The following is a 23,330-nucleotide window of genomic DNA, read 5'->3' as shown; positions in this document are numbered from 1 at the left end:
CACCGACAAAAACCCCTACGCGTGAAAGTTGAGTCCCATGAAAAGAGTCCTGACTGCAGTTGTTTTTCTTATTGCTCTGCTGGAAGGGGCTAGCGCCGGCGCGGCGTCGGGGAGGGGCGGATCGGTAGAGGGGCAGGTCGACCGCTACCTGCAAAGCGAAATGCGCGAGCGGCGCATACCGGGCTTGCAGCTGGCTGTGGTCAAGGGCGGAAAGATCGTCATGCTGAAGTCCTTCGGCCTGGCGGAACTGCCGCATTCCCTGCCGGTGACAAAGCGCAGTGTGTTCTCCATCAATTCCGCGACCAAGTCTTTTACCGGGGTTGCGATCCTGCAGCTGGTGGAGCAGGGGAAGCTGGACCTGAACGCCCCCGTGTCGCGCTATCTCAGCGATTTGCCCGGGCCGTGGCAAGGTGTGACGATCACCCAACTGCTGAATCATACGTCGGGCATTCCCGACATCATCAGCCAGAAAACCTCGCGCTTGGCGACGGGCGACAGCCCTGACGCGGCATGGCGGCAGGTGCAGACGCTACCCATGGATTTCGCGCCGGGAGAACGGTTCAGCTACAACCAGACCAATTATCTCCTGCTCGGGAAAATCATCGATCAGCTGAGCGGGCAACCGTTTGCGCAGTTCATCCAGCAGCGGCAGTTCGACGCGGCCGGCATGCGGCAAACGGGCTATGGCGACGTGCATGACGTTATTCCGGACAAGGCGCCCTCGTACAGGTTCGATGCGGACGGCAAGACGCTGAAGCAGGTCACGGATGATTTTCCGGCGATGCTGAGAACCGGGGCGGGGATCAACTCCACGGCGCAAGACCTGGCGCGCTGGATTATCTCGCTTCAAAAAGGGGCGCTGGTGTCACCGGCGGGCTTGGCGCAAATGTGGCAGCGCGGCCGCTTCAATGACGGCAAGCCAGCACCGTGGAGCCTGGGTTGGCCCGCCATCCGCGACAAGGAGTATCGCGCGGTGGCCGGCATAGGCGGCATGCGGTCGGCGTTCTATGTCTATCCGGAGCATGACCTGGCGGTCGTTATCCTGACCAATCTGGCCGGCTCCTCGCCGGAGCAAATGATCGATATCGTCGCCAGCTTCTTTTTGCCGGAACTGAGAAGTGTCAGCGGGGGCTATGCCACCTATCGTTTGCGGGAGCAGGCGAACGTGAGCGGATTTGAACGCCTGGATGAAAAGCTGGCGCAGCTGAAAAAGCAGTCCGGCATCGCCCAGCCGTCGGAAGATGAATTGAATGGATGGGGTTATCGCTTGCTGGGCGCGGGCCAGAAAGCGCAGGCGGTAGCGGTAATGAGCTTGGCAACGCGGCTGTATCCGGACAGCTTCAACACCTACGACAGTTTGGCTGAAGTGTACGAGGCGGCCGGCGAGCGTGACCTGGCCCGGCAAAACTACAAGCGCTCGCTGGCGCTCAATCCCCTAAACACACATGCTGTCGAGCGGTTGCGGGTGCTTGATCAAGCATCTGCACAGTAGCGCCGGAGGCACTCTCTATTTGGGCAACCTGGCCAAGGCTTGGGTTGCGCGCGTGTTGGCGGGATCGAGCGTGAGTGCCCGGTTCAGGTAGAGCGAGGCCATCGCATATTGTTTGATGCTGGAATGGCAGGTGGCAAGCAACTCGTAGATCCCCGACTGTTCTTGCTTGTTGCTGTCTCCCGCCGCAAGGCTCAGGTGCAGTATGCTGATCGCGTCAGCAAAGCGTTCGCGCCGCATCAGGTAGTTCGCCGTTCTGACGAGGTCGCCGGTTTCCGCTGCAAAGTCGTAGTGTTCCGATTTGTTCGTTTTCAGGTCACGATAAAACGCCACCCCCTCATCGAACTGGCGTTCCAGCTTCCCGCGAATATCCAGATAGATGGATTTTTTCGGTATCTGGTATGGCTGCTCGTCAAGGATGGCGGCTATCGCCGCCGATAGCTCACCTAGCTTGAAGTTCTGATTATTGGACAGCAAGAGGATGGTGGTGTCGTTGGTGCCAAGATAGTTGGCTACTGCCTCGTAGTTATTCCCTGAGCCGTCGTGGCGGTGCAAACGGATGCCTTGGGCATCGAACTCCGCCATCCCCAAGCTTGACTCGCTATTCGCATCGTATCGATCGGCCAAGCGGCGCAGCGACGCAAGGCTGATGATTTTTCCGGCATGCAGCGCTGATACCCAACGGTATAGGTCGTGCGCGGACAGGTAGAGCGTTTCGCCGCCCTGGCTGAACGTCGTGTCTTTCCCATCGTTGTCGAACGAGCCCGCCATCGGCGGCGCCAATACTGTGCCGTCGGGTGTCGCGAACTGGCTGCCGCTTCGCGCCAATAGTGTGGAGCGCAGAAAGTTCATATAGCTTGTTCCGCTGACGCGTTCGATCACCTTTTGTTGAAGGAATACGTTGGCGTTGCTGTAGATGTAGCCCTGGCCGGGTGGAAACGCCAGCGCCTTTATTTCCTTTAGTTTCAGAAAGAATTGCTCGTCCGTCGCTTCATGCATGCGGGGAAGTCCGCTGGTGTAGCGCAACAGGTCGATGAGCCTGATCTGCTGAGCCCATGCGGGCAGTTCCGGGAGCAGCTGGGCAATAGGCGCATCGAGATCGAGTTTTCCCGCCTCGACCAGGAACATGATGCCCGCTGCATTGAACTCCTTGGTGATCGAGCCAATCGGAAAGCGGGATTCCATGCTGAGTTGTCGGGTGCGCGTTGCGCTGTCGAAACCAATGGCACGCTGATAAATCGGCGTCCCGCGTTGCGCCACCAGCACGACGCCGTTAAAAACGCCACGCGCATGAGCGCCCGCGATCAACGCGTCGATGCGTTCAACCTTGCCCGGTGCACCCATGGCGACGCCACAGAAACTGAACAATATGCATATCGCAGGTAAGAACCGCATCTTTGGATCTCCTATTCGGTTTGGCCGATAAACCTTGGTGAATTTTTTGAAGCCACGGCAATGTAACATTGTCGAAAATGCAGGGCGGGGGATAAACGACGGGATGCATGTGGGCTGGACAGGATGTCCAATGTTGGCGATAGGCGGGGATGGGGCGGGCGCGCGGATGGCGAGTTTCACAAACGTTCCAGAAACAAAAACGCCCACCTGCATGAGTGGGCGTTGCGTGAACGATGTTCTTGGTGGCCCGGGGCGGAATCGAACCACCGACACAAGGATTTTCAAGACGAGCGCCGCGCTTGCGCCAACGCTGCGATTTCTGTCGATCAAGGATTTCCTATGTAGTAAGGAAGCTCGATGATGTTTTGGATTGAAGATCGCCAGGTAAATTGAGCTTGCCCGTTGCCGGGCTGATGTTCCGGTATCCAAGTACCCTGATGCTTCCTTCTATAGATGATAGCGGAAATTTTCAAGCTAGTTGTCGCCTAATTTGATTGGTTCAAGCTGCTTGTTTCAGTGTCAGTGGTTCCGCCTCCTTTTCGCTCTTCAATGAGTGTCCTTTCTCTGGGTTCAGATGCACGGTCTCGACCGGTTCCCAGTTGCGTACCTCGCCGCTCCAGCGGTTGGGATGCAAGGCCTTTGCGGCCTCGTAGACGGCGGTTCGCTCGCGCAGCAGCGCGGCATCGAGCCCGGCATGGCGCTGCTCTGGCGTGACGAATCCGATGGCGCTGTGTCGGTGTTCGGCGTTGTACCAATGGACGAAGGAACCCACCCACTGGCGCGCGTTCATCAGGTCGGTGAACGGTCGCGCCGGGTAGGCCGGGCGGTACTTCATCGTCTTGAACAAGGCCTCGGAGAACGGGTTGTCATTGCTCACGGCCGGGCGGCTGAACGAGGGCACCACGCCCAGCGCCTGCAACGTGGCCAGCATGGTAGCCCCCTTCATTGGGGCGCCGTTGTCCGAATGCAGCACCACCTGCTCTGGCGCGATTCGTTCGCGCGTGCAGATGTCGCGCATTACCGCTCCTGCCAGCGCACTGCACTCGGCGTCATAGACCTGCCAACCGACGATTTTCCGACTGAAGATGTCCATGAACAGGTACAGATAAAAATAGCTGCCCCTGAGCGAACTCGGCAAGTAGGTGATATCCCAACTGAACAACTGGTTCGGTCCCGTCGCGCTCAGCGCGCGCGGCTTAGCCCTGGGCTTGGACGGCTTCTCGGCACGCCGATGAACCAGCTGGCCATTCCGTTTCAGCAAGCGGTAGATGGTCGACTCCGAGGCCAAATACTCGCCGCGATCAGCCAACCTGGGCACGATTTGACTTGGCGGCAAATGGCCGAACTCCTTCGAGTTGACGACCACCAGCAGGTGTTCACGCTCAAGCTCGCTCAGCGCGTTCACAGGGTGCTGAACCCGCGCCGGCCGGCGGTCGCCCCGCGCTGCCCGCGCGTCCTCTTGCCAGCGCTGCAGGGTGCGTTCGCTCAAGTCAATGGCCGCGCACGCTTGCTCTTGGCGCGCGCCGGCAACGACCGCCTCGGCCACCAATGCCATCACGCTCTGGCGCTGTGGAAGCGCGGTCATTTTTCCTCGTCCTCCCACAGCGCCCGGAACTTTTTTTGCAGCACCAACAGCGCCGCCGCCTCAGCCAATGCCTTGTCTTTGCGTCCCACTTCGCGCTTGAGCTTGGTCAACTCGTCCTTCAGGCCGCGCAGCTCGCGGGCGCTCGGCGCTGGCTCCTTGGCGCCGGCGCAGAACGCCGCTTCCCAGCTCGTTAAATGGTGGGCAAACAGGCCGCGTGCCCGGCACCATGCTTGCACTTCCTCGGTCGTCATGCCATGGGTTTCCCGCAAGGCCGCGAGCTGCTCTTGCGCTGTCCAGTCCTGCGGGCGTTTTTCCGCCGCCTTCGCCGAGACCGGTGTCGATAGGGATTTTTTCTTCATCCAAGATCTTAACGTATGGTGGCTGAGATTGAGTTCCTCAGCCACTGACATGATGGTGCGCGAGCCGCGTGAAAACGCCTTGACCAATGCCTGTTCGATAAATGCTTCTGTATGTCTTGCTGTCATTCCTGCCTCGGTGGAGAGATGTCGATTCCGAGGCGGCAACTGCATTTCGCGCTGCGCCAGACCCTTGGTCAAGTTTCAATCAAACCGATTGAATTACCCGACAAGTAGTCTGACACAGGGGGCTCTTCCAGCAATGTCATGACCTCGTCGCTTGTGGCGATGAGGTCAATGTCCTGAATCTCGGTGTGTATTTCAGGGGCCAACAGGTGCTTCACAACGCCTCCGAACAGGTAGGCGTCTTGACAGGACATGAGGCGCCGCATTAGCGGCTGGGCATCCTGGATGATTTCGTGGCCCCAGAATTCTCGCGTCAGCAAGTACCGGCTTTGCAAACACAACTTCTTCGGCACGAAGACCAATCCACGATGGCCCGAAGTGAGAGCTGCGGGAACAACGGGGAACAGGCTATTCAGATTCTCACGAAGCAGTAGCCGACCACCCAGCTTGCGCTGGAGGTGTGCGTACTGCGGCATCAACCGCTGTAGCGTCGCTTGTGGCACTGGGGGCAGGACCAAAGAGTACTCCACTTCCAAGTAGCGCCATTCGGAACGGTAGCGCTCGATCTCGCTCATCACCTCCTGATCGAGCGAGATCGACACCTGCTGTACATGGCCTTTCAGGCTAGCGATGGCCGCCACCTCACGCGTGATGATGCGGGTGTGAAGGCCGTGTGCCTTGATGGTGTCTATCATGCTCAGCAAGGCGCTACGGTTCTCATCGAGCTTGTAGAGCGGGTCAGCGCCACCGCTAATCGTTATAAACGATTTATTACATTGATCGATGAACTTGGATACGGCATCCTGCTCTTGAGCGCCGTGTGGAAGATGCGGCGATCCCCTCCACGAGCAGTAGGTGCAGGTCTTCGCGCAGCCGAAGCCATGCTTCTTCCAGTTTATGAGAATCGAATGGTTGGGGGCGTTTTGCATGTGGGATTAGGTTTTGACGGGTAAAGAAAGCGTCTTCTTGGTGGAATCGGAGGATGTGGCGAGCGGAGTCGTGATCTCGATTTTTGTGCCTTGCGAAGATAAGGTGGCACTCTTCCAGATGGAGGGTTCTACCGCGACAACGTGCTGAGTTTCGACATCTTTTGCGGCATCGAGTACGACCTCTTTGCGCAGGACCGCTGCGATGAAGCCCGAGTTATTCGAAGAGCGAGAGGCATAGGCCGCTGCCAGCGTTTTGGATGGGAATGGCATCCCGGCCTCGCACTTCTCAATGCACTGGACGATTCGGTCGAATGGGACGAGTTCCTTGCTGAAGTAGCCGCCGCCCTCATTCTCAGTAATGCGGATGTACAGGGACGTCCTGTCGTCGCTTGCGAGAATCTGGTACTTGATGCCGCCTTCGGCATGCTTGCCGAGCTTCTTGCACCGTCCTTCCTTGAGCAACCAGTACGGCACGCTGATGCTGTCTGCTGCTCCTGCGACTTGTTCGGAACTGTCGCTGTTCGGTTTAGTGGCCTTTGCGTTCATGGAAATTCCTTTCTGTAGGGGAGTACTAGCGGCGGTATTTCAGTGAGATATTGAGGTCGAGTGTGGTGATGCGCTTGGGTTTGGTTGGCTTACCCCGGGCGCTGGAACCGATTGCGCGTACTGCTTTGTGAATGGCGATTTGTTGGGGGATGATGGTGAGGGGCAGATTCGTTTTCTTCATTCGGTGCCTCGGTAATAGAAAAAGCCCGAATGGCGGAATCCATTCGGGCTTTAGTGGGCTTTCTTGATGGGGCCTTGGCCCTATCCTTTAGGGTTAGAAGACCACATTGAACTTCCCTTTGTATTGAGGGTCGCTCGCCAGAGATTTGCGTATGGCCGAATTGATGATCATCTGGGCGAAGCCCTCCGGCGTGAACTTGATGCCACTTTTTGCCTCTCCGGGGCTGACGAACATAATTATCTCGGTTGTCTTCGACGATGGCTCAACATCGAAGTTGGCGTAGCCTTTTTCCGTCTTGAAACCGTCATTGGCTTCGTAGTTGAAGGAGCACACCGTGCGTCCGTTGGCGGTGCGCACGCCTTTGGTGGCGGCGTCGGTGAAGCGGTAGGAGAGCTTCTTGCTGATCGCATCTGGCAAGACGTAGGTGTCGAGCTTCACGATCGGTCGGCCCCACATTGGATCTACCGCGTTCCCGAATTCATCCAGGCTTACGTTTTTCATCCCACGGGGGCCGACAGTAGCCAAATAGCTAGCCAACTGCCTGTTGATGGCGGGGATATAGGCGCCGCAGTCCTGCGCCGCAAGTACTGGGTTTGACATCGAAGCGAGCAGAATGCCTACGGACGCAATGCCGAATTTCAGGCGCTTCATGCGCTGGGAGTTGGTTGTGCCGCGATACCACTTGCCGGACCATTGCCAAGTTGGGTTGGCCGTCATGTTCGTCATTGAAGGTGTGCCTTTGCTGTGTAGTCATAAATAAGAATGCCAAGACCTGTTGAGGCCGGGGTTTGGTCGGAGACAACCATCAAAATGATATATGCAGGAAACTGCAGCAGATTCGCAAGGCTGAGCAAATCTGCGAACTCCGCAGCTATATAAAACTGAAATGTCCGAAACTCGCCCATGAACGAGATAGTTCCTCCTTGACGTTTGCAAAGTGCCAAGGTCGAAGCGGCAGTCCGCGCGTAGCCAGTTTGGTGACCCAGCGCGGCATTCCTAGGTTTATTTACGCTTTCAGAGTTGCGCCTCTCCTGCCTGTTGACTACAGGGACGCTGCAACACAACTAATGCTGGTCAAAAAGACAAAAACGCAGTACATTTGCAGCACATTTGGTATCAGGATGCTTTTATGAAACGTCTTAAAGACGAAACTCTCTCGATTCGAACTTCGGCGGAGGTCAAACAACTTTTGCGAATCGCAGCAGAAAAGGAACACCGCTCGATTGCATCGATGGTTGAGGTCCTGATTCTGAAGTACGCACACGAGCATGGCCTGGTAGCGGGAGCTGAGGAACAGAAGAAACAAAAGGTAGCCAATGGAACTCATTGACAACATCAGTCGCCTCCTCGGTGATGACCTGAAGCAAAACCTCAAGCCGGGGGCGCGCGTGAAGATCGCCGCATCCTGCTTTTCCATGTACGCATTTGAAGCCCTGAAGGCGGAATTGGAGAAGATCGAAGAGATGACCTTCATCTTTACATCGCCGACTTTTATTGCCAATGAAGTAACCGACAAAATTCGCAAGGAGCGTCGAGAATTTCACATACCAAAGATGGACCGTGAACGCAGTCTTTACGGCAGTGAGTTCGAAATCCAGCTGCGAAATCAGCTGACCCAGCGTGCGATCGCTAAAGAGTGTGCTGACTGGATGCGACGGAAGGCTCGTTTCAAGAGCAACCGGACTAGAGCTCCTATGCAGCAATTCGCCTGTGTTCAGACTCCCGGTGACATCACGGGCGAGAGCGGTGGCACCGCTTACATGCCGCTGCACGGTTTCACGGCGGTTGATTTGGGTTACCAGCCGGGTAACGCAGTGTCGAACCTCGTCAACAAGATGGACGAGCCGGCCTTTGCGGCCACGTACCTTAGTTTGTTCGAGCAGATTTGGAGCGATCCTGAAAAGCTGGAGGACGTCACGCAGGAAATTTGCGACCACATTGCCTCGGTCTACCAAGAGAATTCCCCGGAGAGCATCTACTTCCTGATGCTCTACAACATCTTCAGTGAGTTCCTTGATGATATTGATGAAGACGTTTTGCCTAATGATCGCACTGGCTACCAAGATACGTTGATTTGGCAAAAGCTCTTCAACTACCAGAAGGACGCGGCCACCGGCATTATCAACAAGCTAGAGACTTACAGCGGCTGCATCCTCGCCGATAGTGTCGGCTTGGGCAAGACCTTTACCGCGCTGGCAGTGATTAAGTACTATGAGCTGCGGAACCGTTCCGTCTTGGTCCTCTGTCCCAAGAAGCTAGCGGACAACTGGCTCAACTACAACCGCAACCTTAAGACCAATATCTTCGCCAAGGATCGATTCAATTACGACGTTCTGTGCCACACGGATCTCAGCCGTACCAGCGGTGAGTCATTTGGCACACCGTTAAACCGTATCAATTGGGGTAACTACGATCTAGTAGTCATCGACGAATCGCACAACTTCCGCAACAACGATGCCTACAAGGACAAGGAGACGCGCTATCAGAAGCTGATGAATAAGGTCATCAAGGAGGGCGTGAAGACCAAAGTGCTGATGCTCTCCGCCACTCCGGTCAACAACCGCTTTGCCGATCTTCGCAATCAGCTGGCCTTGGCCTACGAGGGTGACTCCGAAAGTCTCAGCAAGAAGCTTAAGACCAGCAAGAGTGTGGAAGAGATCTTCCGTGGTGCACAGGCCGCTTTCACCTTGTGGTCGAAGTTAGCGCCAGAGGAGCGCACCGCTCGTGCGATTTTGGATTCGCTCGACTTCGATTTCTTCGAGTTGCTGGACAGCGTGACCATTGCGCGCTCCCGGAAGCACATTCAGACGTTTTACGATACGAAGGACATTGGGCGTTTTCCAGAGCGCCGCAAGCCACTCTCTTTCCATTCCCCGCTGACGCAGCGCTCGGACGTACTAGGCTTCAACGAGATCTTCGAGCAGCTCTCCTTGCTGAAGTTATGCGTCTACACGCCAGTAGCCTACATCCTTCAAAGCCGATTAAAGAAGTACATCGAGCTCCACAACGCACAATCGGGCGACCAGAAAGAGAATCTCAGCCTATATGGACGCGAGAAGGGCCTCCAAGCGCTGATGACCACGAACCTGCTCAAGCGCCTGGAGAGCTCGATAGAGTCCTTCAGGCTGACCTTGCATGCGCTGCGTGGGAATCATGTCAACACGCTGGCGACCATCCGCCGCTTCAACGAAGGCGGCGGTGGGCTAGACGTTGCCGATCTTTCCGAAGTACTGGAAAACCTCGACGCCGAAGATGATGATTTGTCGATGCTGAACGGTGGTGAGATCGGCGGCAAGGTCAAAATCAGCCTAGCCGATATGGACCTACCCTCTTGGGAGCACGATCTCAGTGTCGATCTGGAGATCATCGATGGCTTGCTGGCTTCGATGAACAAGGTCACACCAGAGGACGACGCCAAGCTTCAGCACCTTAAGGCCCACGTGCTTGCAAAGATCGTCAACCCGATCAATCCGGGCAACAAGAAGATCATCATCTTCACGGCCTTCGCTGACACCGCCGATTACCTCTATGCCAATCTTGCGCCGGAGTTGCTGGCACAGCAGCAACTCCATAGCGCTAAGGTCACCGGCACTGGGTCGCCCAAGTCCACGCTCAAGAAGAACTACGACTTCCAAGAGCTGCTGACGTTGTTCTCGCCGCGCTCCAAGTCGAAGGCGCAGGTGCTGCCCCAAGAGCCCGCTGAGATCGATCTGCTGATCGGCACAGACTGCATTTCCGAAGGCCAAAACCTCCAGGACTGCGACTACCTCATCAACTACGACATTCACTGGAACCCGGTCCGCATCATTCAGCGATTCGGACGCGTTGATCGGATCGGCTCGCCCAACGCCAGCATCCAGTTGGTGAACTATTGGCCCGACATCTCACTCGACGAGTACATCAACCTAAAAGAGCGAGTTGAGAGCCGGATGATGATTGCAGACGTCACGGCCACCGGCGACGACAACGTACTATCTGCACAAGCCAATGATGTTAGCTACCGCAAAGAGCAGCTGCGCCGCTTGCAGGAAGAAGTGATCGAACTGGAGGACCTGAAAACAGGTGTGTCGATCACCGACCTCGGGCTTAATGACTTCCGCATGGACTTACTCAACTACGTGAAGACATACGGCGAACCCAACCATGCGCCTAACGGTATGCATGCCGTCGTGTCCGCCAACGCCAGCTTAGGCTTGGAGCCAGGGGTGATCTTCACCCTACGCAACCGCAACCCTGAGGTCAACGTCAACCAACACAACCGGCTGCACCCTTATTACCTTGTCTACATTGGACAAAAGGGCGAGGTCATAAGTGATCACAGCGAGGTCAAGCGTCTGCTGGACCTCGTGCGTAGTGGCTGCAAGGGACAGCCAGAGCCGATCTCCATCGCATGTCAATCCTTCAATAAGGAGACAAGCGACGGAAGGAACATGCAGCTCTACTCCGAATTGCTGAGCAAGACTATTCGCTCCATGATCGAGGTTAAGGAAGAAAAGGACCTAGATAGCCTGTTTAGCCGAGGCAAGACCACTGCGCTAACCAACACCATTAGCGGCCTGGATGACTTCGAACTTATCACTTTCCTCGTAATTCAGGGGGGCGGATGAGCGGAGTTGCGACCTCGGCCAAGCATTCAACTCTGCTCAAGTACCCTAAGCAGGCCACCTATGGGCGCATCCTGCCCAAGACCAAAATCTACGCACACGCAGGGGCCAACACGCGCCTAAAAGACCTGTTCGTAGAACAGGTCGAGCAGATCGTGTGGCTTTACAAACTTGCTCCAGAAACTATAAATCTGCCGGCCAAGCCGGGCGTCCCAGAAGTACAGGTTTTCAGAGTCACTCTGAAGACGGCAGAGCTGTCCATCGACGTACTGAAGTGCATCGATGGAGCCGTGCAATTTCCCATCGTGTTCGAGCTAGAGCACGAGGGCAAAATCAAGGTCATCGCCGCCCACAAGCGCCCCAGCGAAGCAGACGCTAGTAAGTGGGTCGTCAGCGACTATTTTTCGACTGCGTGGATACCTGCCGACATTGAACGCGGCGACATGCCTGTAGTCCTGGATCTTGGCGGGCTCTACGAAGCCTTGCTACAGCGGCTGATTCCACTGGCTCCCCGTGCCCATGAGGGCTTTACTGCCTTGGTTGAGCGCTTGGAGGGCGTGCGGGCCAAGCAGCGTGAAATCGAGAAAATCCGTGCCAAGCTGGCGAAGGAAAAGCAATTCAACCGCAAAGTGGAAATTAACGCTACTTTGCGCCAACTGAACAACGAACTTGAGGAGCTGAGCCACTGAACGTATGTGGCCCAAAATTTGAATATGGAAAAACTGAAAATGCATTCTCCCAACCTAACGCAAGACAACGTCGCTCGCATTCGAGATCTGTTTCCGGGTTGTGTGACCGAAACCAAGGGAGCAAACGGGAACGTTAGGCTTGCTGTGGACTTCGACCAGTTGCGCCAAGAGCTTTCAGAGTCGATTACCGAGGGGCCGCAGGAACGCTACCAGCTGAGTTGGCCAGGAAAAAGAGAGGCTTTACTTACTGCCAACGCTCCCATTGCCAAAACGTTACGCCCATGCCGTAGTGAAAGCGTAGATTTTGATGCTACAAATAACATATTTATCGAGGGCGATAACTTAGAGGCATTAAAATTATTACAGGAAACCTATCTCGGAAAGGTCAGGATGATCTATATTGATCCTCCTTACAACACCGGAAAAGACTTCGTGTATGAGGACGATTTTTCAGAAAGCGCCGATGATTTTCTAGTTCGATCAAACCAGAAGGATGAGGCTGGCAATAGGTTAACTGTTAACACTGAAGCGAGCGGTCGATTTCACTCTGATTGGATGTCGATGCTTTATCCGAGATTAAGGCTAGCGAAAAATTTACTCTCGGATGACGGTGTCATCTTCATTAGCATTGATGACGGGGAGCAAGCGAATCTAAAAAAAATCTGTGATGAGGTTTTCGGCGAGTCATGCTTTATTGCAAATGCGGTTTGGCGATCAAAGGATAATAGTAACAACGACGCCAAGAGATTTTCAATTGACCATAATCACACGCTTATTTACGCAAAAAACCCAAACTGGCAGCCTCATAAGTTATCCGACGATTCAAAAAGAGGCCACTTTAAGAACCCCGACAATGATCCACGAGGTGCGTATTTTGACGGTAATCCTCTCAATTCGCCAAATTATAGAGAAAATTTGATTTATGACTTGATCTCTCCCAGCGGCAACGTGATCTCGCCACCGAAAAATGGGTGGAGATGGTCGAAAGAGGCTATGCAAGAAAGAATTGCATCTGGTGAAATCCGATTTACTAGTGATGAAAGATCCATCCGCAGAAGAACGTATTTGGCGGACATGGAGGGACTTCCTCCGTCCACGCTTTGGATTGATCTGGAAAAAACTGGGCATAACAGACAAGCTAAATATGAACTCATTAAATTAATTCCGGAGGACGTTTTTCCAACTCCTAAGCCAGTGAAGTTAATAAAGTACATGATGGATCTTGTTCAGCCTGGTAATGGGGATATTGTTATGGACTTTTTTGCTGGGTCAGCAACTACAGCCGACGCCGCAATCTCCTATTCTATCGAAACCGGGAAATCTGTTAGATTTATTCTTGTGCAGTTGCCTGAGCCATGTGATGAGAAATCCGATGCCATGAAAGCTGGGTACAGAAATATCGCAGAAATTAGCAAAGAGAGAATTCGGCGCTCTGGAAAGGCGCTACTAAAAGAAGCTAGTGGTGGCTTGATAAAAAAAGACGTTGGCTTCCGGGTTCTGAAGATCGATACATCGAACATGGCCGACATTTATTATGTGCCTGATGGATTCGATAAGGCGAATTTAGATCTATTCGTGGACAACATTAAAAATGATCGAACTGCGGATGATTTACTTTTCCAAGTGATGCTGGATTGGGGAGTGGATTTGGCCTTGCCTATTTCCCAGCAGACCATCCAAGGTAAGGAAGTCTTTTTCGTAGATGGCAATGCATTGGTCGCATGCTTCGATGCACATAGCGGCATCGATGAAAGCTTCGTCAAGGAACTCGCGAAGCATCAACCCCTACGTGTGGTGTTTCGCGATGCGGGCTTCAAGGACAGTGCTGTCAAGATCAACGTCGAACAGATTTTCAAGTTGTTATCACCTTCCACCGAAGTGAAGTGCATCTAAAGGGGGCGGGGTGATGAAACTGAAATTCAAGACTCAACCCTACCAGACCGCTGCCGTTCAGGCTGTGGTGGCTTGCTTCAATGGGCAAACGCCGCAGTATGGCGGGGTTCGCTATCGCCTTGATCCAGGCGAGAAGAAAGAAGCACCTGCTAGCCCTCAGTCCGCCTTCGATTTGGAGGCGGATGTAGGCACGGTCGTAGACCAGGAGGCCGCATTCCGCAACGCCGATGTGATTTTGTCTGAATCTGCACTGCTGGACAACATCCAGCAGGTGCAGCGTTTGCAGAACCTGCCGGTGTCTTCCGAATTGGTAAAAACCAAGGTGAGCAAGGTTAATCTCGACATCGAGATGGAAACTGGCACGGGCAAGACCTATTGCTACATCAAGTCGATCTTCGAGCTGAACAAGCAGTATGGTTGGAGCAAGTTTATCATCGTCGTACCTAGCATCGCCATCCGTGAAGGCGTCGCCAAGTCGTTGGAAATTACGTCAGATCATTTTCTGGAGACGTACCAGAAGAAGGCCCGTTTCTTCATCTACAACTCCAAAGCGCTGCACCATCTGGAGAGTTTTTCGTCCGATGCGGGCATCAACGTCATGGTTATTAACGTTCAGGCCTTCAATGCGACGGGGAAGGATGCTCGCCGCATCTATGAGGAGCTGGACGACTTCCAGTCACGCAAGCCGATTGATGTGATCAGCGCTAATCGTCCCATCCTCATCCTAGACGAACCACAGAAGATGGAAGGCGGCAAGACGCTGGATTCGCTGGTTAATTTCAAGCCATTGATGGTCTTGCGTTACTCCGCCACGCACAAGACCACGCACAACAAGATTCACCGCCTGGACGCGCTGGACGCCTATAATCAGAAGCTGGTCAAGAAGATTGCGGTGCGTGGCATCTCAGTCAAGGGCTTAGCGGGCACCAATGCCTACCTCTACCTACAGAGCGTCGACGTTTCCACCAAGAAGCCACCCGAGGCGCGCGTCGAGTTCGAGCTGAAGCTCGCTAGCGGCCAGATCAAGCGTGTGGTACGCAAGTTGTCCAAGGGGGATAACCTTTTCGTGTTGTCGAACGAACTGGATCAATATCGGGGTTATGTGGTGTCAGACATTAACGCCATCACCGATACCCTGAGCTTCACCAACGGCGTCGAGCTATTGGTAGGCGAAGCTGATGGCGACGTTAACGAAGCTGCGCTTCGCCGCATACAGATCAGAGAGGCGATCAAAGCCCACTTCGACAAGGAGCAGGCTTTGTTCCAGCAAGGCGTCAAAGTGCTGACGCTATTTTTCATCGACGAGGTTGCAAAGTACCGCGACTACAGCGCAGCCGATGAAAAGGGGGAGTACGCGCGCGTGTTCGAAGAAGAATATCAGTTCTACCTGAACGAAGTGCTTGACCTGGATGAAACGCTCTATATCAAGCACCTAAAGGGCATTGCCGTCGAGAAAACCCACAGTGGCTATTTCTCGATCGACAAGAGGACCAAGAAACTGGTTGACCCGGAAATGGGAAAGAAGGCCACCGAGGCCGACGATGTTGACGCCTATGACCTGATACTGAAGGACAAGGAGCGCCTGCTATCCCTTAGCGAGCCGGTACGCTTCATCTTCTCGCATTCAGCCCTCCGTGAAGGCTGGGATAACCCGAACGTGTTTGTCATCTGTGCCCTAAAGCACAGTGACAACACAATTTCTCGTCGGCAGGAAGTTGGTCGGGGTCTTCGTCTTTCGGTGAACCAGCTTGGCGACCGGATGGATCATCCATCCATCGTTCACGACATCAACGTTCTGACCGTGGTCGCGAGCGAAAGCTACAAGGACTTCGTTGCGGCCCTGCAAAAGGACATTAGCGAATCGCTGTCGGCTCGCCCGCGTGTGGCAGACAAGGCGTACTTCACTGGCAAGGTGTTCAACACTACGGATGGCCCGATTACGGTTTCCGAAGACCGGGCTACGGACATTGAGTTCTATCTGATTCAGAATGGCTACGTTGATAAGAAGCGCAATATCACTGAGAAGTATCATCAGGCCAAGAAGGCCGGTACATTGGAAGCATTGCCGGACGAGTTGCAGCCCCATGCAGAGCAGGTTTTCGAGCTGATCGACAGTGTATTTACCGAAGCCCAGATTGTGCAGCCGGAAGATGGTCGAAAGGCGAAGAAGCTGGAGCCCAACGCCAACTTTGAGAAGCAAGAATTCAAAGCGCTTTGGTCTAGGATTAACCGAAAGGCTGCCTACAATGTGCACTTCGACTCAGATGAGCTTGTCACCAAAGCAGTCAAAGCCTTGGATGAGCATTTACGTGTGACGCCTTTGCAGTACACCATCCAGCGCGGCTCTCAGTCCTCACAGGTGACGATTGACGGGCTCAAAGATGGAACAGCTTTCGTTCTTCAGGATTCGATTGTTGAAACGAATGGCAATTCCATCCATTCAGCGGTGAAGTATGATTTGATCGGGAAGTTGGCCGAGGGTACGCAGTTAACGCGGCGAACCGTGGCGGACATCCTGCGTGGAATAAACATGGCAGTTTTTGGGCAGTTCAAGACCAATCCTGAGAATTTCATTGCGGAAGCGAATCGGCTGATCAATGAGCAGAAGGCCACAGTGATTATCGAGCACCTGGCCTATGATCCTGTCGAAGATAAGTTTGACCTGGACATCTTCACCTCCGGACAGACCAAGCAGGACTTTAGCAAAGCCGGAAATAAGCTCCAGCGCCACATTTACGACTATGTGTTGACAGACTCCAACGTCGAACGTGATTTCGTTAAGGAACTGGATACCTGCACTGATGTGATCGTCTACGCCAAGCTACCTCGCGGCTTCCTAATCCCTACGCCCGTAGGCGATTACAATCCGGACTGGGCAATTTCGTTTAAGGAAGGTGCCGTCAAACACGTCTACTTCGTGGCTGAAACAAAGGGTTCAATGTCATCAATGAGCCTCACGCCTATCGAGCAAACGAAAATCGACTGTGCCCGGAAATTCTTTACCGAGATTAACAAACGGTATGCGCCTGAGAATGTACGCTATGACGTGGTGAATAACTTCGGGAAACTAATGGAGCTGGTGAAATAGGGAAAAAATAGTGTCTTGGTTCGGGCCGGAGCTGAAACGGAATGGCTTACGCGGAAAATTTGCGTGAGCCATTGTTTTATTGATCGAGCCCCCATGTGTAGAATATTGGCAGATGATGGGCGATTGGACGATTTGGTCGAGTTTAGTGGAACTAAGCCGCCATTGCTTGGATCGTTATTTGGAATTTCTCCTTGAGGAATAAGGCATCCGGCGCATTTACGACCACAGGAAGCATCTCAATGTCATTTAGAATCGCATAATGAAACCTATGACATCCCTGTGGAATTGTAAGTTTATCTGTATTATTAAGCAGCCCCCACGGAGGGCTCAGCTTACCATCGTTAGAGACATGAACTTTTAGGCGTTCCCATTTTGCTCCGCTCACATTTTTCAATATTTCATCTTTATCAAGGAAAACTCTGCCTGCGTTGATGGTTTGCGGCAAGCTTAACACTGGCAGAAAAGCGATAAACGCTCCGTTAGGAAAAGTATTATCAAAATCAATATTTTCTGGATGGTCAGGCCCATAAATCTTGAATTGTGAGAATGTTAGATCCCAGTTCATAGTGAGTCGTCCTTATTCAGATTTGCAAGGTGAAAACGGTAGAGTATTAGATTAGTGTAGCCGTTGTTGCAATGACTTAGACTTAGTTTGCATGGAATGGCCGAGTGAACGCCTCCTTCGGACCTACGAGACAGAATAGAAGATGGTCGTTTGGACGATTTGGTCGGCCGTAATCAGCTCTGCGATGCGAGGGGGCGCGCCGGACACTTGGACGATTAGGTCGGTAGCGGGGCGTGGCGAGGCGCGAGCCGGGAATGGACCGGAGGACTGCGTGAGCGTAAGGATAGAACGAACGCCGACCAGCATGGGTCGGCGTTTTCACTTTTTATTCTTGGTGGCCCGGGGCGGAATCGAACCACCGACACAAGGATTTTCAAGGATGGTCTCTAGTATTCTCTTCTTTGATACCGCTTCAATAGATATTCGGTGTTAAAGAGTACTAGTCACCATACTTACCCCCCCTCAATGACATGCTGGGCCGTTGCAGATGCATGGCCCGCCACCTTGAGTGCAATCCCAGCATGGGCATCCAAAAACGACATCCACTTTCAAGTCTTTTTTTCCTGCTTTAATATCTGCCACTTTCGAAAATCCAAGCTGGTGGACAACCAAGTCCGTTACCCCAGCATCAAACATGACCCGTTGCGCCGCATTAATCGCAGCATTTACAGCCTCTTGAAATTTCCCATCATCCACGATATTTCTCCTATTTTTGTTACTACTATAAATTGACTTCCATTTATGCAGTCCATACTAAGAAGTTTACTTTTTCCTATCATTTCCCGTGTAAACGCACGAAACAATATTTATCGAGATTGATGTCCCATTCTTTTCAACTTTGTTGTGGACAACTCTAATCGAAACAATGGCTTGGCTAAAGTCACAATATCTTGGTATATCATCACCGCCCACTACAATGATATCTCCAGCTTGGCAGTTGGATATAGAAGACGTGCAATACTCTCCAGCTGCGTAAGCAAAAGATGAAGCAAAAAATAGCAATGCTAGAAATATCTTTTTCATAATTTTATGCGCAGTTAGCTGCAGAAGATAGAGTGGCAAGAGCGCACAGCTGACCAATTTATCGCGGAAAATGACCGTAGAAAGAGACTTCGGTTTTCCCCGAAATGATTTGGGGTGCGTAGGCAACACTACCACCATGAATGATGTATTTGCAATAACTATTTTTGTTATTTTTGAAAATGTTTCTTGGTATTCAAAATTGTAGGCCGAGCGCTACAAAGTGAGAGATCTGCTCGACGCTCAACGGATGGCAATGATCAAGGGTGAACGGAAATAGACCGGACACGAGGACTTCCTGTTCCGGAAACAAAAACGCCGATCTGCATGGATCGGCGTTTCGCGAGGTATGTTCTTGGTGGCCCGGGGCGGAATCGAACCACCGACACAAGGATTTTCAATCCTCTGCTCTACCAACTGAGCTACCAGGCCAAGGTGCAGAACTATAGCAGATCATTTTCTACATGCAAGGGGCTTTTTGGATCGGCATGGCTTTCTTTGACTTGAGGGCAAATATTTTTTGAGGTTTCTGGGGTTTTTCTCAACAAAGGGTGAGCGCATAGTGTGAGCCATCAACCTGAAAGGAAAACCTCATGTCTCACACCACCATCCCCGCCATCGGCCTCGGCACCTTCCGCCTGCAAGGCCAGATCGTTATCGACTCGGTGCGCAACGGCCTGGCAGCGGGCTACCGCCATATCGATACGGCGCAAATCTACGGCAACGAAGCGGAAGTGGGCCAGGCCATGGCCGACAGTGGCGTGCCGCGCGGCGAGCTGTTTGTCACCACCAAGGTCTGGATCGACAGCCTGGAAGCCGGCAAGCTGATTCCCAGTTTGAAGGAAAGCCTGCGCAAGCTGCGCCTGCAACAGCTGGATCTGGCGCTGATCCATTGGCCGTCGCCGGGCGATGCGGTGCCGGTGGCTGAATATATGGGGGCGCTGGCCGAAGCCAAGGAGCAGGGGCTGGCCCGGCAGATCGGCGTGTCCAACTTCACCGTCGCGCATTTGCGGCAGGCTGTGGACGCGGTCGGCGCGGCGCAGATCGCCACGCAGCAGATTGAAATCCATCCCTTCCTGCAGAACCGCAAGGCGTTGGAGTACGCGCGCAGCCAGGGCATCCACCTGACCGCCTACATGCCGCTGGCCTACGGCAAGGTGATGCAGGAGCCGCTTATCGTGGACATCGCGCGCCGCCACAACGCCACGCCGGCGCAGGTGGCGCTGGCCTGGTCGCTGCAGCAGGGCTTTGCGGTGATCCCGTCGTCCACCAGCCCCGCCAATTTGAAGAGCAACCTGGCCGCGCGCGGACTGGTGCTGACTGCCGAGGATATGGCCGCCATCGCCACGCTGGACCGCAACGAGCGCATCGCCAATCCGGACGGCATTGCGCCGCAGTGGGATTAATCATGGACTCCGCACTGGATAAGCTGAAGCAGGGCGGTTTCAGCGTAGGGCTGGAACTGCCGCTGGATAACGACTGGACCATGGCGGGGCAGGCGGCGAATCGGGCCTCCGCGCGCGTGCCGGGCGAGCCGGACATGCGGCGCCACGCGGAACTGGCGAAGCTGGCCGACCGGCTGGGCTACCGTGCCCTGTGGGTGCGCGACGTGCCGCTGTACGATCCGGCCTTTGGCGACGCGGCGCAGGTGTTCGAGGCCTTTACTTATCTCGGCTACCTGGCCGGCGTGACGCAGGAGATCTTGCTGGGCACGGCGGCCGTGGTGCTGCCGCTGCGCGAGCCGGTGCTGACCCTGAAGTCGGCCGCCAGCGTGGACCAGCTGAGCGGCGGACGCTTGCTGCTGGGCGTGGCCAGCGGGGACCGGCCGGTGGAGTATCCGGTCTTCGGCCGCGACTTCGATACGCGTGGCGCGGCCTTCCGCGAGCAGGTGGCCATGGTGCACGACTGGGGCGCTGCGGCGCTGCCGCCCGGTGTGGCGCTGCTGCCGCGTCCCGCGCAGATGCGGGTGCCGCTGCTGGTGGCCGGGCTGGCGCAGCAGACGCCGGAGTGGGTGGGGGCGCACATGGACGGCTGCCTGGCTTATCCCGGCATGCCGCACGACCACCAGCGCCGCGCGGCAGCCTGGCGCGCGGTGGCGGGGCCGGACAAGCCTTACATCAGCTTCTTCCACCTGGACCTGGCGGAAGACCCGGACGCGCCGATGCGCTACCACCGCTTTGGCGGCCGTGTGGGCCGCAAGGGGCTGCTGCTGGAACTGGAGGCGCTGCAGGCGGCCGGGGTGCAGCATATGGGTCTGCATTTGCGCCAGAACCAGCGCCCAGTGGCCGAGGCGATGCAGGAAATCGCCGAGTTTGTGCTGCCGCGCTTCCACGGCCCCGCCCAGCCGCTGGCGGCGTAGGGCGGCGGCGCCCGCGCAGAGGCCGCCGCCGCTATAATGGCCGGATGAATAGCCCAACTTCCCCCTCCTTGCAGCGCGTTGTTGAAAGCGATATTTGCATCGTTGGCAACGGCGCCATCGCCAAGACGGCGGCGCTCGGATTCGCCCAGGCCGGGCAGAGCGTCACTTTGCTGTGCCCTCCGTCGTCCCCATCCCCGTCCCAGCCGGCCGTGCAGGCCAGCTGGGACGTGCGCGTTTATGCGCTGAACCACACCGCGAACAACTTGCTGTCGTCCCTGAAGGTATGGGGTGCGCTGGATGCCGAGCGCGTGGCGCCGGTGGACGCCATGCTGGTCAACGGCGACGGCGGCCAGCCTGGCGGCCTGGCGTTCGACTCCTACGGCGCCCACACCGGCACGCTGGCCTGGATCGTCGAGGACCGCAATCTGAACCAGGCGCTGGACGCGGCGCTGCGCTTCGCCAGCAACGTCACCACCGTCAGCGGCCGCGCCATCGGCCTGCTGCGCGGCGCGGACGACATCAGCGTGCGGCTGGAGGATGGCTCGGCCATCCGCGCCGAGCTGGTGGTGGGCGCGGACGGCGCCGAGTCCTGGGTGCGCGGCCAGTGCGACATCGGCATGGACTACCGCTCTTACGGCCAGCACGCCATCGTGGCCAATTTCCATTGCGAGCGGCCGCACCACGGCGCGGCGCAGCAGTGGTTCACCGGCGCGGACGGCATCGTGGCGCTGCTGCCGCTGCCGGGCAATCTGGTGTCGCTGGTGTGGTCCGCGCCGGAGGCGCTGGCCGACCGCTTGCGAGATGAATCGGCGCAGCAACTGGCGGACCGGCTCGCGGTGTACGCGCAGGAGAAGCTGGGCAAGCTCACCCCGGTGCAGCCGGAAATGGTGCGCGGCTTCCCGTTGCGGCTGATGCGCCCGCACGCCATGGTGGCGCAGCGCGTGGCGCTGGTGGGCGACGCGGCGCACGTGGTGCATCCTTTGGCCGGCCACGGCATGAACCTGGGCTTTGCGGACGTGGAGCAGCTGGTGCGCGCGGTGAATGCGCGCGAGCCGCACCGCAGCATGGGCGACGAACGCGTGCTGGCGCGCTACGCCCGCGCGCGCAAGGAGGAGGTGATGCTGATGCAGCTGGCCACCGATGGCCTGGACCGTTTGTTCGGCGCCGATCTGGAGCCTTTGCGCGTTGTGCGCAATTTGGGATTAAACTTGCTGGACAAATTGCCGGGCTTGAAGCGCCGGCTGATTTCCCACGCGCTTGGTAAGCAATGAATAAGCAGTAGCAGTACCTTCCGGAGCCCCTATGAAATTCAGCAAGACCGCAGTATTGTTCGCATCCGCCATGATGGCGTCCTGTGTCGGCGCAGAGACGTCCACCGAAGCGACCATCAAGAAAGCCATCGAGCCGCGCCTCGGCGCCAACGTCAAGGTCGATTCCGTCAAAGAGACGCCATACGCAGGCCTTTATGAAGTGCGCATCGGCGATGAAATCCGCTACACCGATAAAACCGGCAGCTACCTGATCGTCGGCCACGTTTTCAACCTGAAGACCTCCGAAGACCTGACCCAGGCCCGCATCGACGACATCAACAAGATCAAGTTCTCCGACCTGCCGCTGGAAATGGCGCTGAAAACCGTGAAGGGCAACGGCAAGCGCGTAATGGCCGTGTTTGAAGACCCGAACTGCGGCTACTGCAAGCGCTTCCGCCAGCAGGCGCTGAAGGACGTGGACAACGTCACCATCTACACCTTCATGTACAACATCCTGGCGGAGGATTCCTTCGTCAAGTCCAAGAACATCTGGTGCTCGGCCGACCGCAACAAGGCCTGGGACGACTGGATGGTTTCCGGCAAGGCCGCGCCGGCCGCGCCGGCCGGCTGCACCACGCCGAACGAGCAGGTGCTGGCCCTGGGCCAGAAGCTGCGTATCAACGGCACCCCCAACATCTTCTTTGCCGACGGCAGCCGCGTACCTGGCGCCATCGATATCAAGACGCTGGAATCCAAGTTGTCCTCTATTAAACAGTAAGGAGCCGCAGATGATTACATTGAATGTGAATGGCAAGGACGTGCAGGTTGATGCGGATCCATCCACGCCGGTGCTGTGGGCGCTGCGCGACAACCTGAATATGACCGGCACCAAGTTCGGCTGCGGCATGGCGCTGTGCGGCGCTTGCACCATCCATATCGACGGCAACCCAACCCGCGCCTGCATCACGCCGATTTCGGCGGTGGCTGGCCAGAAGATCACCACCATCGAGGCGATGGAGGGCGACAAGGTTGGCAAGGCGGTGCAGGACGCATGGGTCAAGCACGACGTGCCGCAATGCGGCTACTGTCAAAGCGGCCAGGTGATGAGCGCCACGGCGCTGCTGCGCACCAACAAGGCGCCGAGCGATGCGGACATTGATAGCGCCATGGCGGGCAATATCTGCCGCTGCGGCACCTATCAGCGCATCCGCGCCGCCATCAAAGACGCAGCTAAAACCATCGCCTGAGGAGAACA

Annotated in this window: 18 protein-coding genes, 1 tRNA gene and 1 pseudogene; 11 read left to right on the top strand and 9 right to left on the bottom strand. The window is 55.6% G+C overall.

The window, feature by feature from the left end; genetic code table 11:
• Positions 1 to 37 precede the first annotated feature (37 nt).
• Complete coding sequence (locus GTP77_RS21210; RefSeq protein WP_161074144.1) at positions 38 to 1,492, top strand: serine hydrolase; 1,455 nt, start codon at positions 38 to 40, stop codon at positions 1,490 to 1,492.
• A 15-nt stretch (positions 1,493 to 1,507) separates the two neighbouring features.
• Here the strand turns inward: GTP77_RS21210 and GTP77_RS21205 are convergent, their stop codons facing one another.
• The 6 genes and pseudogenes from GTP77_RS21205 to GTP77_RS21180 all read right to left on the bottom strand — a co-directional run bounded on the left by GTP77_RS21205 (position 1,508) and on the right by GTP77_RS21180 (position 7,333).
• Complete coding sequence (locus GTP77_RS21205; RefSeq protein ID WP_223149373.1) at positions 1,508 to 2,833, bottom strand: serine hydrolase domain-containing protein; 1,326 nt, start codon at positions 2,831 to 2,833, stop codon at positions 1,508 to 1,510.
• 550 nt (positions 2,834 to 3,383) lie between these two features.
• Positions 3,384 to 4,954 (bottom strand): annotated as a pseudogene (locus tag GTP77_RS21200) (IS3 family transposase).
• Between the two features lie 68 nt (positions 4,955 to 5,022).
• Positions 5,023 to 5,880 (bottom strand): radical SAM protein, encoded by an 858-nt coding sequence (locus GTP77_RS21195; protein WP_161074142.1) that lies wholly within the window; start codon positions 5,878 to 5,880, stop codon positions 5,023 to 5,025.
• 6 nt (positions 5,881 to 5,886) lie between these two features.
• Positions 5,887 to 6,426 carry a hypothetical protein gene (locus GTP77_RS21190; protein ID WP_161074141.1) on the bottom strand — a complete coding sequence of 180 codons (540 nt, stop codon included), beginning with the start codon at positions 6,424 to 6,426 and terminating at the stop codon, positions 5,887 to 5,889.
• Between the two features lie 25 nt (positions 6,427 to 6,451).
• On the bottom strand, positions 6,452 to 6,607 hold the full coding sequence (locus tag GTP77_RS21185) for a hypothetical protein (protein WP_161074140.1): 156 nt from the start codon (positions 6,605 to 6,607) through the stop codon (positions 6,452 to 6,454).
• A 93-nt stretch (positions 6,608 to 6,700) separates the two neighbouring features.
• Positions 6,701 to 7,333, bottom strand: a complete 633-nt coding sequence (locus tag GTP77_RS21180; protein ID WP_161074139.1) for a hypothetical protein — start codon at positions 7,331 to 7,333, stop codon at positions 6,701 to 6,703.
• Between the two features lie 403 nt (positions 7,334 to 7,736).
• Between GTP77_RS21180 and GTP77_RS21175 the strand changes: the two genes are divergently transcribed.
• The 5 genes from GTP77_RS21175 to GTP77_RS21155 are packed head-to-tail and all read left to right on the top strand — an operon-like array spanning position 7,737 to position 16,881.
• Entirely contained in the window at positions 7,737 to 7,937 is a 201-nt protein-coding gene (locus GTP77_RS21175; RefSeq protein ID WP_161074138.1) for a hypothetical protein, read from the top strand.
• The gene (locus GTP77_RS21170) at positions 7,924 to 11,214 is read left to right on the top strand and encodes a helicase-related protein (protein WP_161074137.1); all 3,291 of its coding nucleotides are present in this window, start codon (positions 7,924 to 7,926) and stop codon (positions 11,212 to 11,214) included. Before GTP77_RS21175 ends, GTP77_RS21170 begins: the two co-directional genes overlap by 14 nt.
• The gene (locus GTP77_RS21165; RefSeq protein ID WP_161074136.1) at positions 11,211 to 11,900 is read left to right on the top strand and encodes a DUF4391 domain-containing protein; all 690 of its coding nucleotides are present in this window, start codon (positions 11,211 to 11,213) and stop codon (positions 11,898 to 11,900) included. The genes GTP77_RS21170 and GTP77_RS21165 overlap by 4 nt, the downstream gene beginning before the upstream one ends.
• A gap of 24 nt (positions 11,901 to 11,924) precedes the next feature.
• Entirely contained in the window at positions 11,925 to 13,793 is a 1,869-nt protein-coding gene (locus tag GTP77_RS21160; RefSeq protein ID WP_161074135.1) for a site-specific DNA-methyltransferase, read from the top strand.
• 13 nt (positions 13,794 to 13,806) lie between these two features.
• The gene (locus GTP77_RS21155) at positions 13,807 to 16,881 is read left to right on the top strand and encodes a type III restriction-modification system endonuclease (protein ID WP_161074134.1); all 3,075 of its coding nucleotides are present in this window, start codon (positions 13,807 to 13,809) and stop codon (positions 16,879 to 16,881) included.
• Between the two features lie 151 nt (positions 16,882 to 17,032).
• Here the strand turns inward: GTP77_RS21155 and GTP77_RS21150 are convergent, their stop codons facing one another.
• From GTP77_RS21150 to GTP77_RS21140, 3 genes are all read right to left on the bottom strand, one after another.
• Positions 17,033 to 17,446 (bottom strand): hypothetical protein, encoded by a 414-nt coding sequence (locus GTP77_RS21150; protein WP_161074133.1) that lies wholly within the window; start codon positions 17,444 to 17,446, stop codon positions 17,033 to 17,035.
• A gap of 462 nt (positions 17,447 to 17,908) precedes the next feature.
• Positions 17,909 to 18,142, bottom strand: a complete 234-nt coding sequence (locus GTP77_RS21145) for a hypothetical protein (RefSeq protein WP_161074132.1) — start codon at positions 18,140 to 18,142, stop codon at positions 17,909 to 17,911.
• Positions 18,143 to 18,822: 680 nt separating this feature from the next.
• A tRNA-Phe gene (locus tag GTP77_RS21140) sits at positions 18,823 to 18,898 on the bottom strand.
• 161 nt (positions 18,899 to 19,059) lie between these two features.
• Here GTP77_RS21140 and dkgB point away from each other — a divergent pair.
• The 5 genes from dkgB to GTP77_RS21115 are packed head-to-tail and all read left to right on the top strand — an operon-like array spanning position 19,060 to position 23,322.
• Positions 19,060 to 19,872 carry a 2,5-didehydrogluconate reductase DkgB gene (gene dkgB, locus GTP77_RS21135; RefSeq protein ID WP_161074131.1) on the top strand — a complete coding sequence of 271 codons (813 nt, stop codon included), beginning with the start codon at positions 19,060 to 19,062 and terminating at the stop codon, positions 19,870 to 19,872.
• 2 nt (positions 19,873 to 19,874) lie between these two features.
• A complete protein-coding gene (locus GTP77_RS21130) occupies positions 19,875 to 20,825 on the top strand; it encodes a TIGR03571 family LLM class oxidoreductase (RefSeq protein ID WP_161074130.1) in 951 nt (316 codons plus the stop codon).
• A 44-nt stretch (positions 20,826 to 20,869) separates the two neighbouring features.
• Positions 20,870 to 22,096 carry an FAD-dependent monooxygenase gene (locus tag GTP77_RS21125; protein WP_161074129.1) on the top strand — a complete coding sequence of 409 codons (1,227 nt, stop codon included), beginning with the start codon at positions 20,870 to 20,872 and terminating at the stop codon, positions 22,094 to 22,096.
• Between the two features lie 31 nt (positions 22,097 to 22,127).
• Positions 22,128 to 22,853, top strand: coding sequence for a DsbC family protein (locus GTP77_RS21120; protein ID WP_161074128.1), 726 nt, complete (start codon positions 22,128 to 22,130; stop codon positions 22,851 to 22,853).
• A 10-nt stretch (positions 22,854 to 22,863) separates the two neighbouring features.
• Entirely contained in the window at positions 22,864 to 23,322 is a 459-nt protein-coding gene (locus tag GTP77_RS21115; RefSeq protein ID WP_161074127.1) for a (2Fe-2S)-binding protein, read from the top strand.
• The last annotated feature ends 8 nt before the right edge of the window (positions 23,323 to 23,330 follow it).

The organism is Pseudoduganella aquatica (assembly GCF_009857595.1).
Taxonomy (GTDB): Bacteria; Pseudomonadota; Gammaproteobacteria; order Burkholderiales; family Burkholderiaceae_D; genus Rugamonas; species Rugamonas aquatica_A.
The sequence above is the reverse complement of the archived record's forward strand: the minus strand, read 5'-3'. Positions and strand labels throughout refer to the sequence as shown.

Bases quoted from the DNA above. Each gene is read 5' to 3' on its own strand.
- GTP77_RS21160 (WP_161074135.1), top strand. From the start codon at position 11,925: ATGGAAAAACTGAAAATGCATTCTCCCAACCTAACGCAAGACAACGTC.
- GTP77_RS21170 (WP_161074137.1), top strand. From the start codon at position 7,924: ATGGAACTCATTGACAACATCAGTCGCCTCCTCGGTGATGACCTGAAG.
- GTP77_RS21120 (WP_161074128.1), top strand. From the start codon at position 22,128: ATGAAATTCAGCAAGACCGCAGTATTGTTCGCATCCGCCATGATGGCG.
- GTP77_RS21210 (WP_161074144.1), top strand. From the start codon at position 38: ATGAAAAGAGTCCTGACTGCAGTTGTTTTTCTTATTGCTCTGCTGGAA.
- GTP77_RS21130 (WP_161074130.1), top strand. From the start codon at position 19,875: ATGGACTCCGCACTGGATAAGCTGAAGCAGGGCGGTTTCAGCGTAGGG.
- GTP77_RS21155 (WP_161074134.1), top strand. From the start codon at position 13,807: ATGAAACTGAAATTCAAGACTCAACCCTACCAGACCGCTGCCGTTCAG.
- GTP77_RS21175 (WP_161074138.1), top strand. From the start codon at position 7,737: ATGAAACGTCTTAAAGACGAAACTCTCTCGATTCGAACTTCGGCGGAG.
- GTP77_RS21190 (WP_161074141.1), bottom strand. From the start codon at position 6,426: ATGAACGCAAAGGCCACTAAACCGAACAGCGACAGTTCCGAACAAGTC.
- GTP77_RS21125 (WP_161074129.1), top strand. From the start codon at position 20,870: ATGAATAGCCCAACTTCCCCCTCCTTGCAGCGCGTTGTTGAAAGCGAT.
- GTP77_RS21205 (WP_223149373.1), bottom strand. From the start codon at position 2,833: ATGGGTGCACCGGGCAAGGTTGAACGCATCGACGCGTTGATCGCGGGC.
- GTP77_RS21185 (WP_161074140.1), bottom strand. From the start codon at position 6,607: ATGAAGAAAACGAATCTGCCCCTCACCATCATCCCCCAACAAATCGCC.
- dkgB (WP_161074131.1), top strand. From the start codon at position 19,060: ATGTCTCACACCACCATCCCCGCCATCGGCCTCGGCACCTTCCGCCTG.
- GTP77_RS21150 (WP_161074133.1), bottom strand. From the start codon at position 17,446: ATGAACTGGGATCTAACATTCTCACAATTCAAGATTTATGGGCCTGAC.
- GTP77_RS21115 (WP_161074127.1), top strand. From the start codon at position 22,864: ATGATTACATTGAATGTGAATGGCAAGGACGTGCAGGTTGATGCGGAT.
- GTP77_RS21195 (WP_161074142.1), bottom strand. From the start codon at position 5,880: ATGCAAAACGCCCCCAACCATTCGATTCTCATAAACTGGAAGAAGCAT.
- GTP77_RS21180 (WP_161074139.1), bottom strand. From the start codon at position 7,333: ATGACGAACATGACGGCCAACCCAACTTGGCAATGGTCCGGCAAGTGG.
- GTP77_RS21165 (WP_161074136.1), top strand. From the start codon at position 11,211: ATGAGCGGAGTTGCGACCTCGGCCAAGCATTCAACTCTGCTCAAGTAC.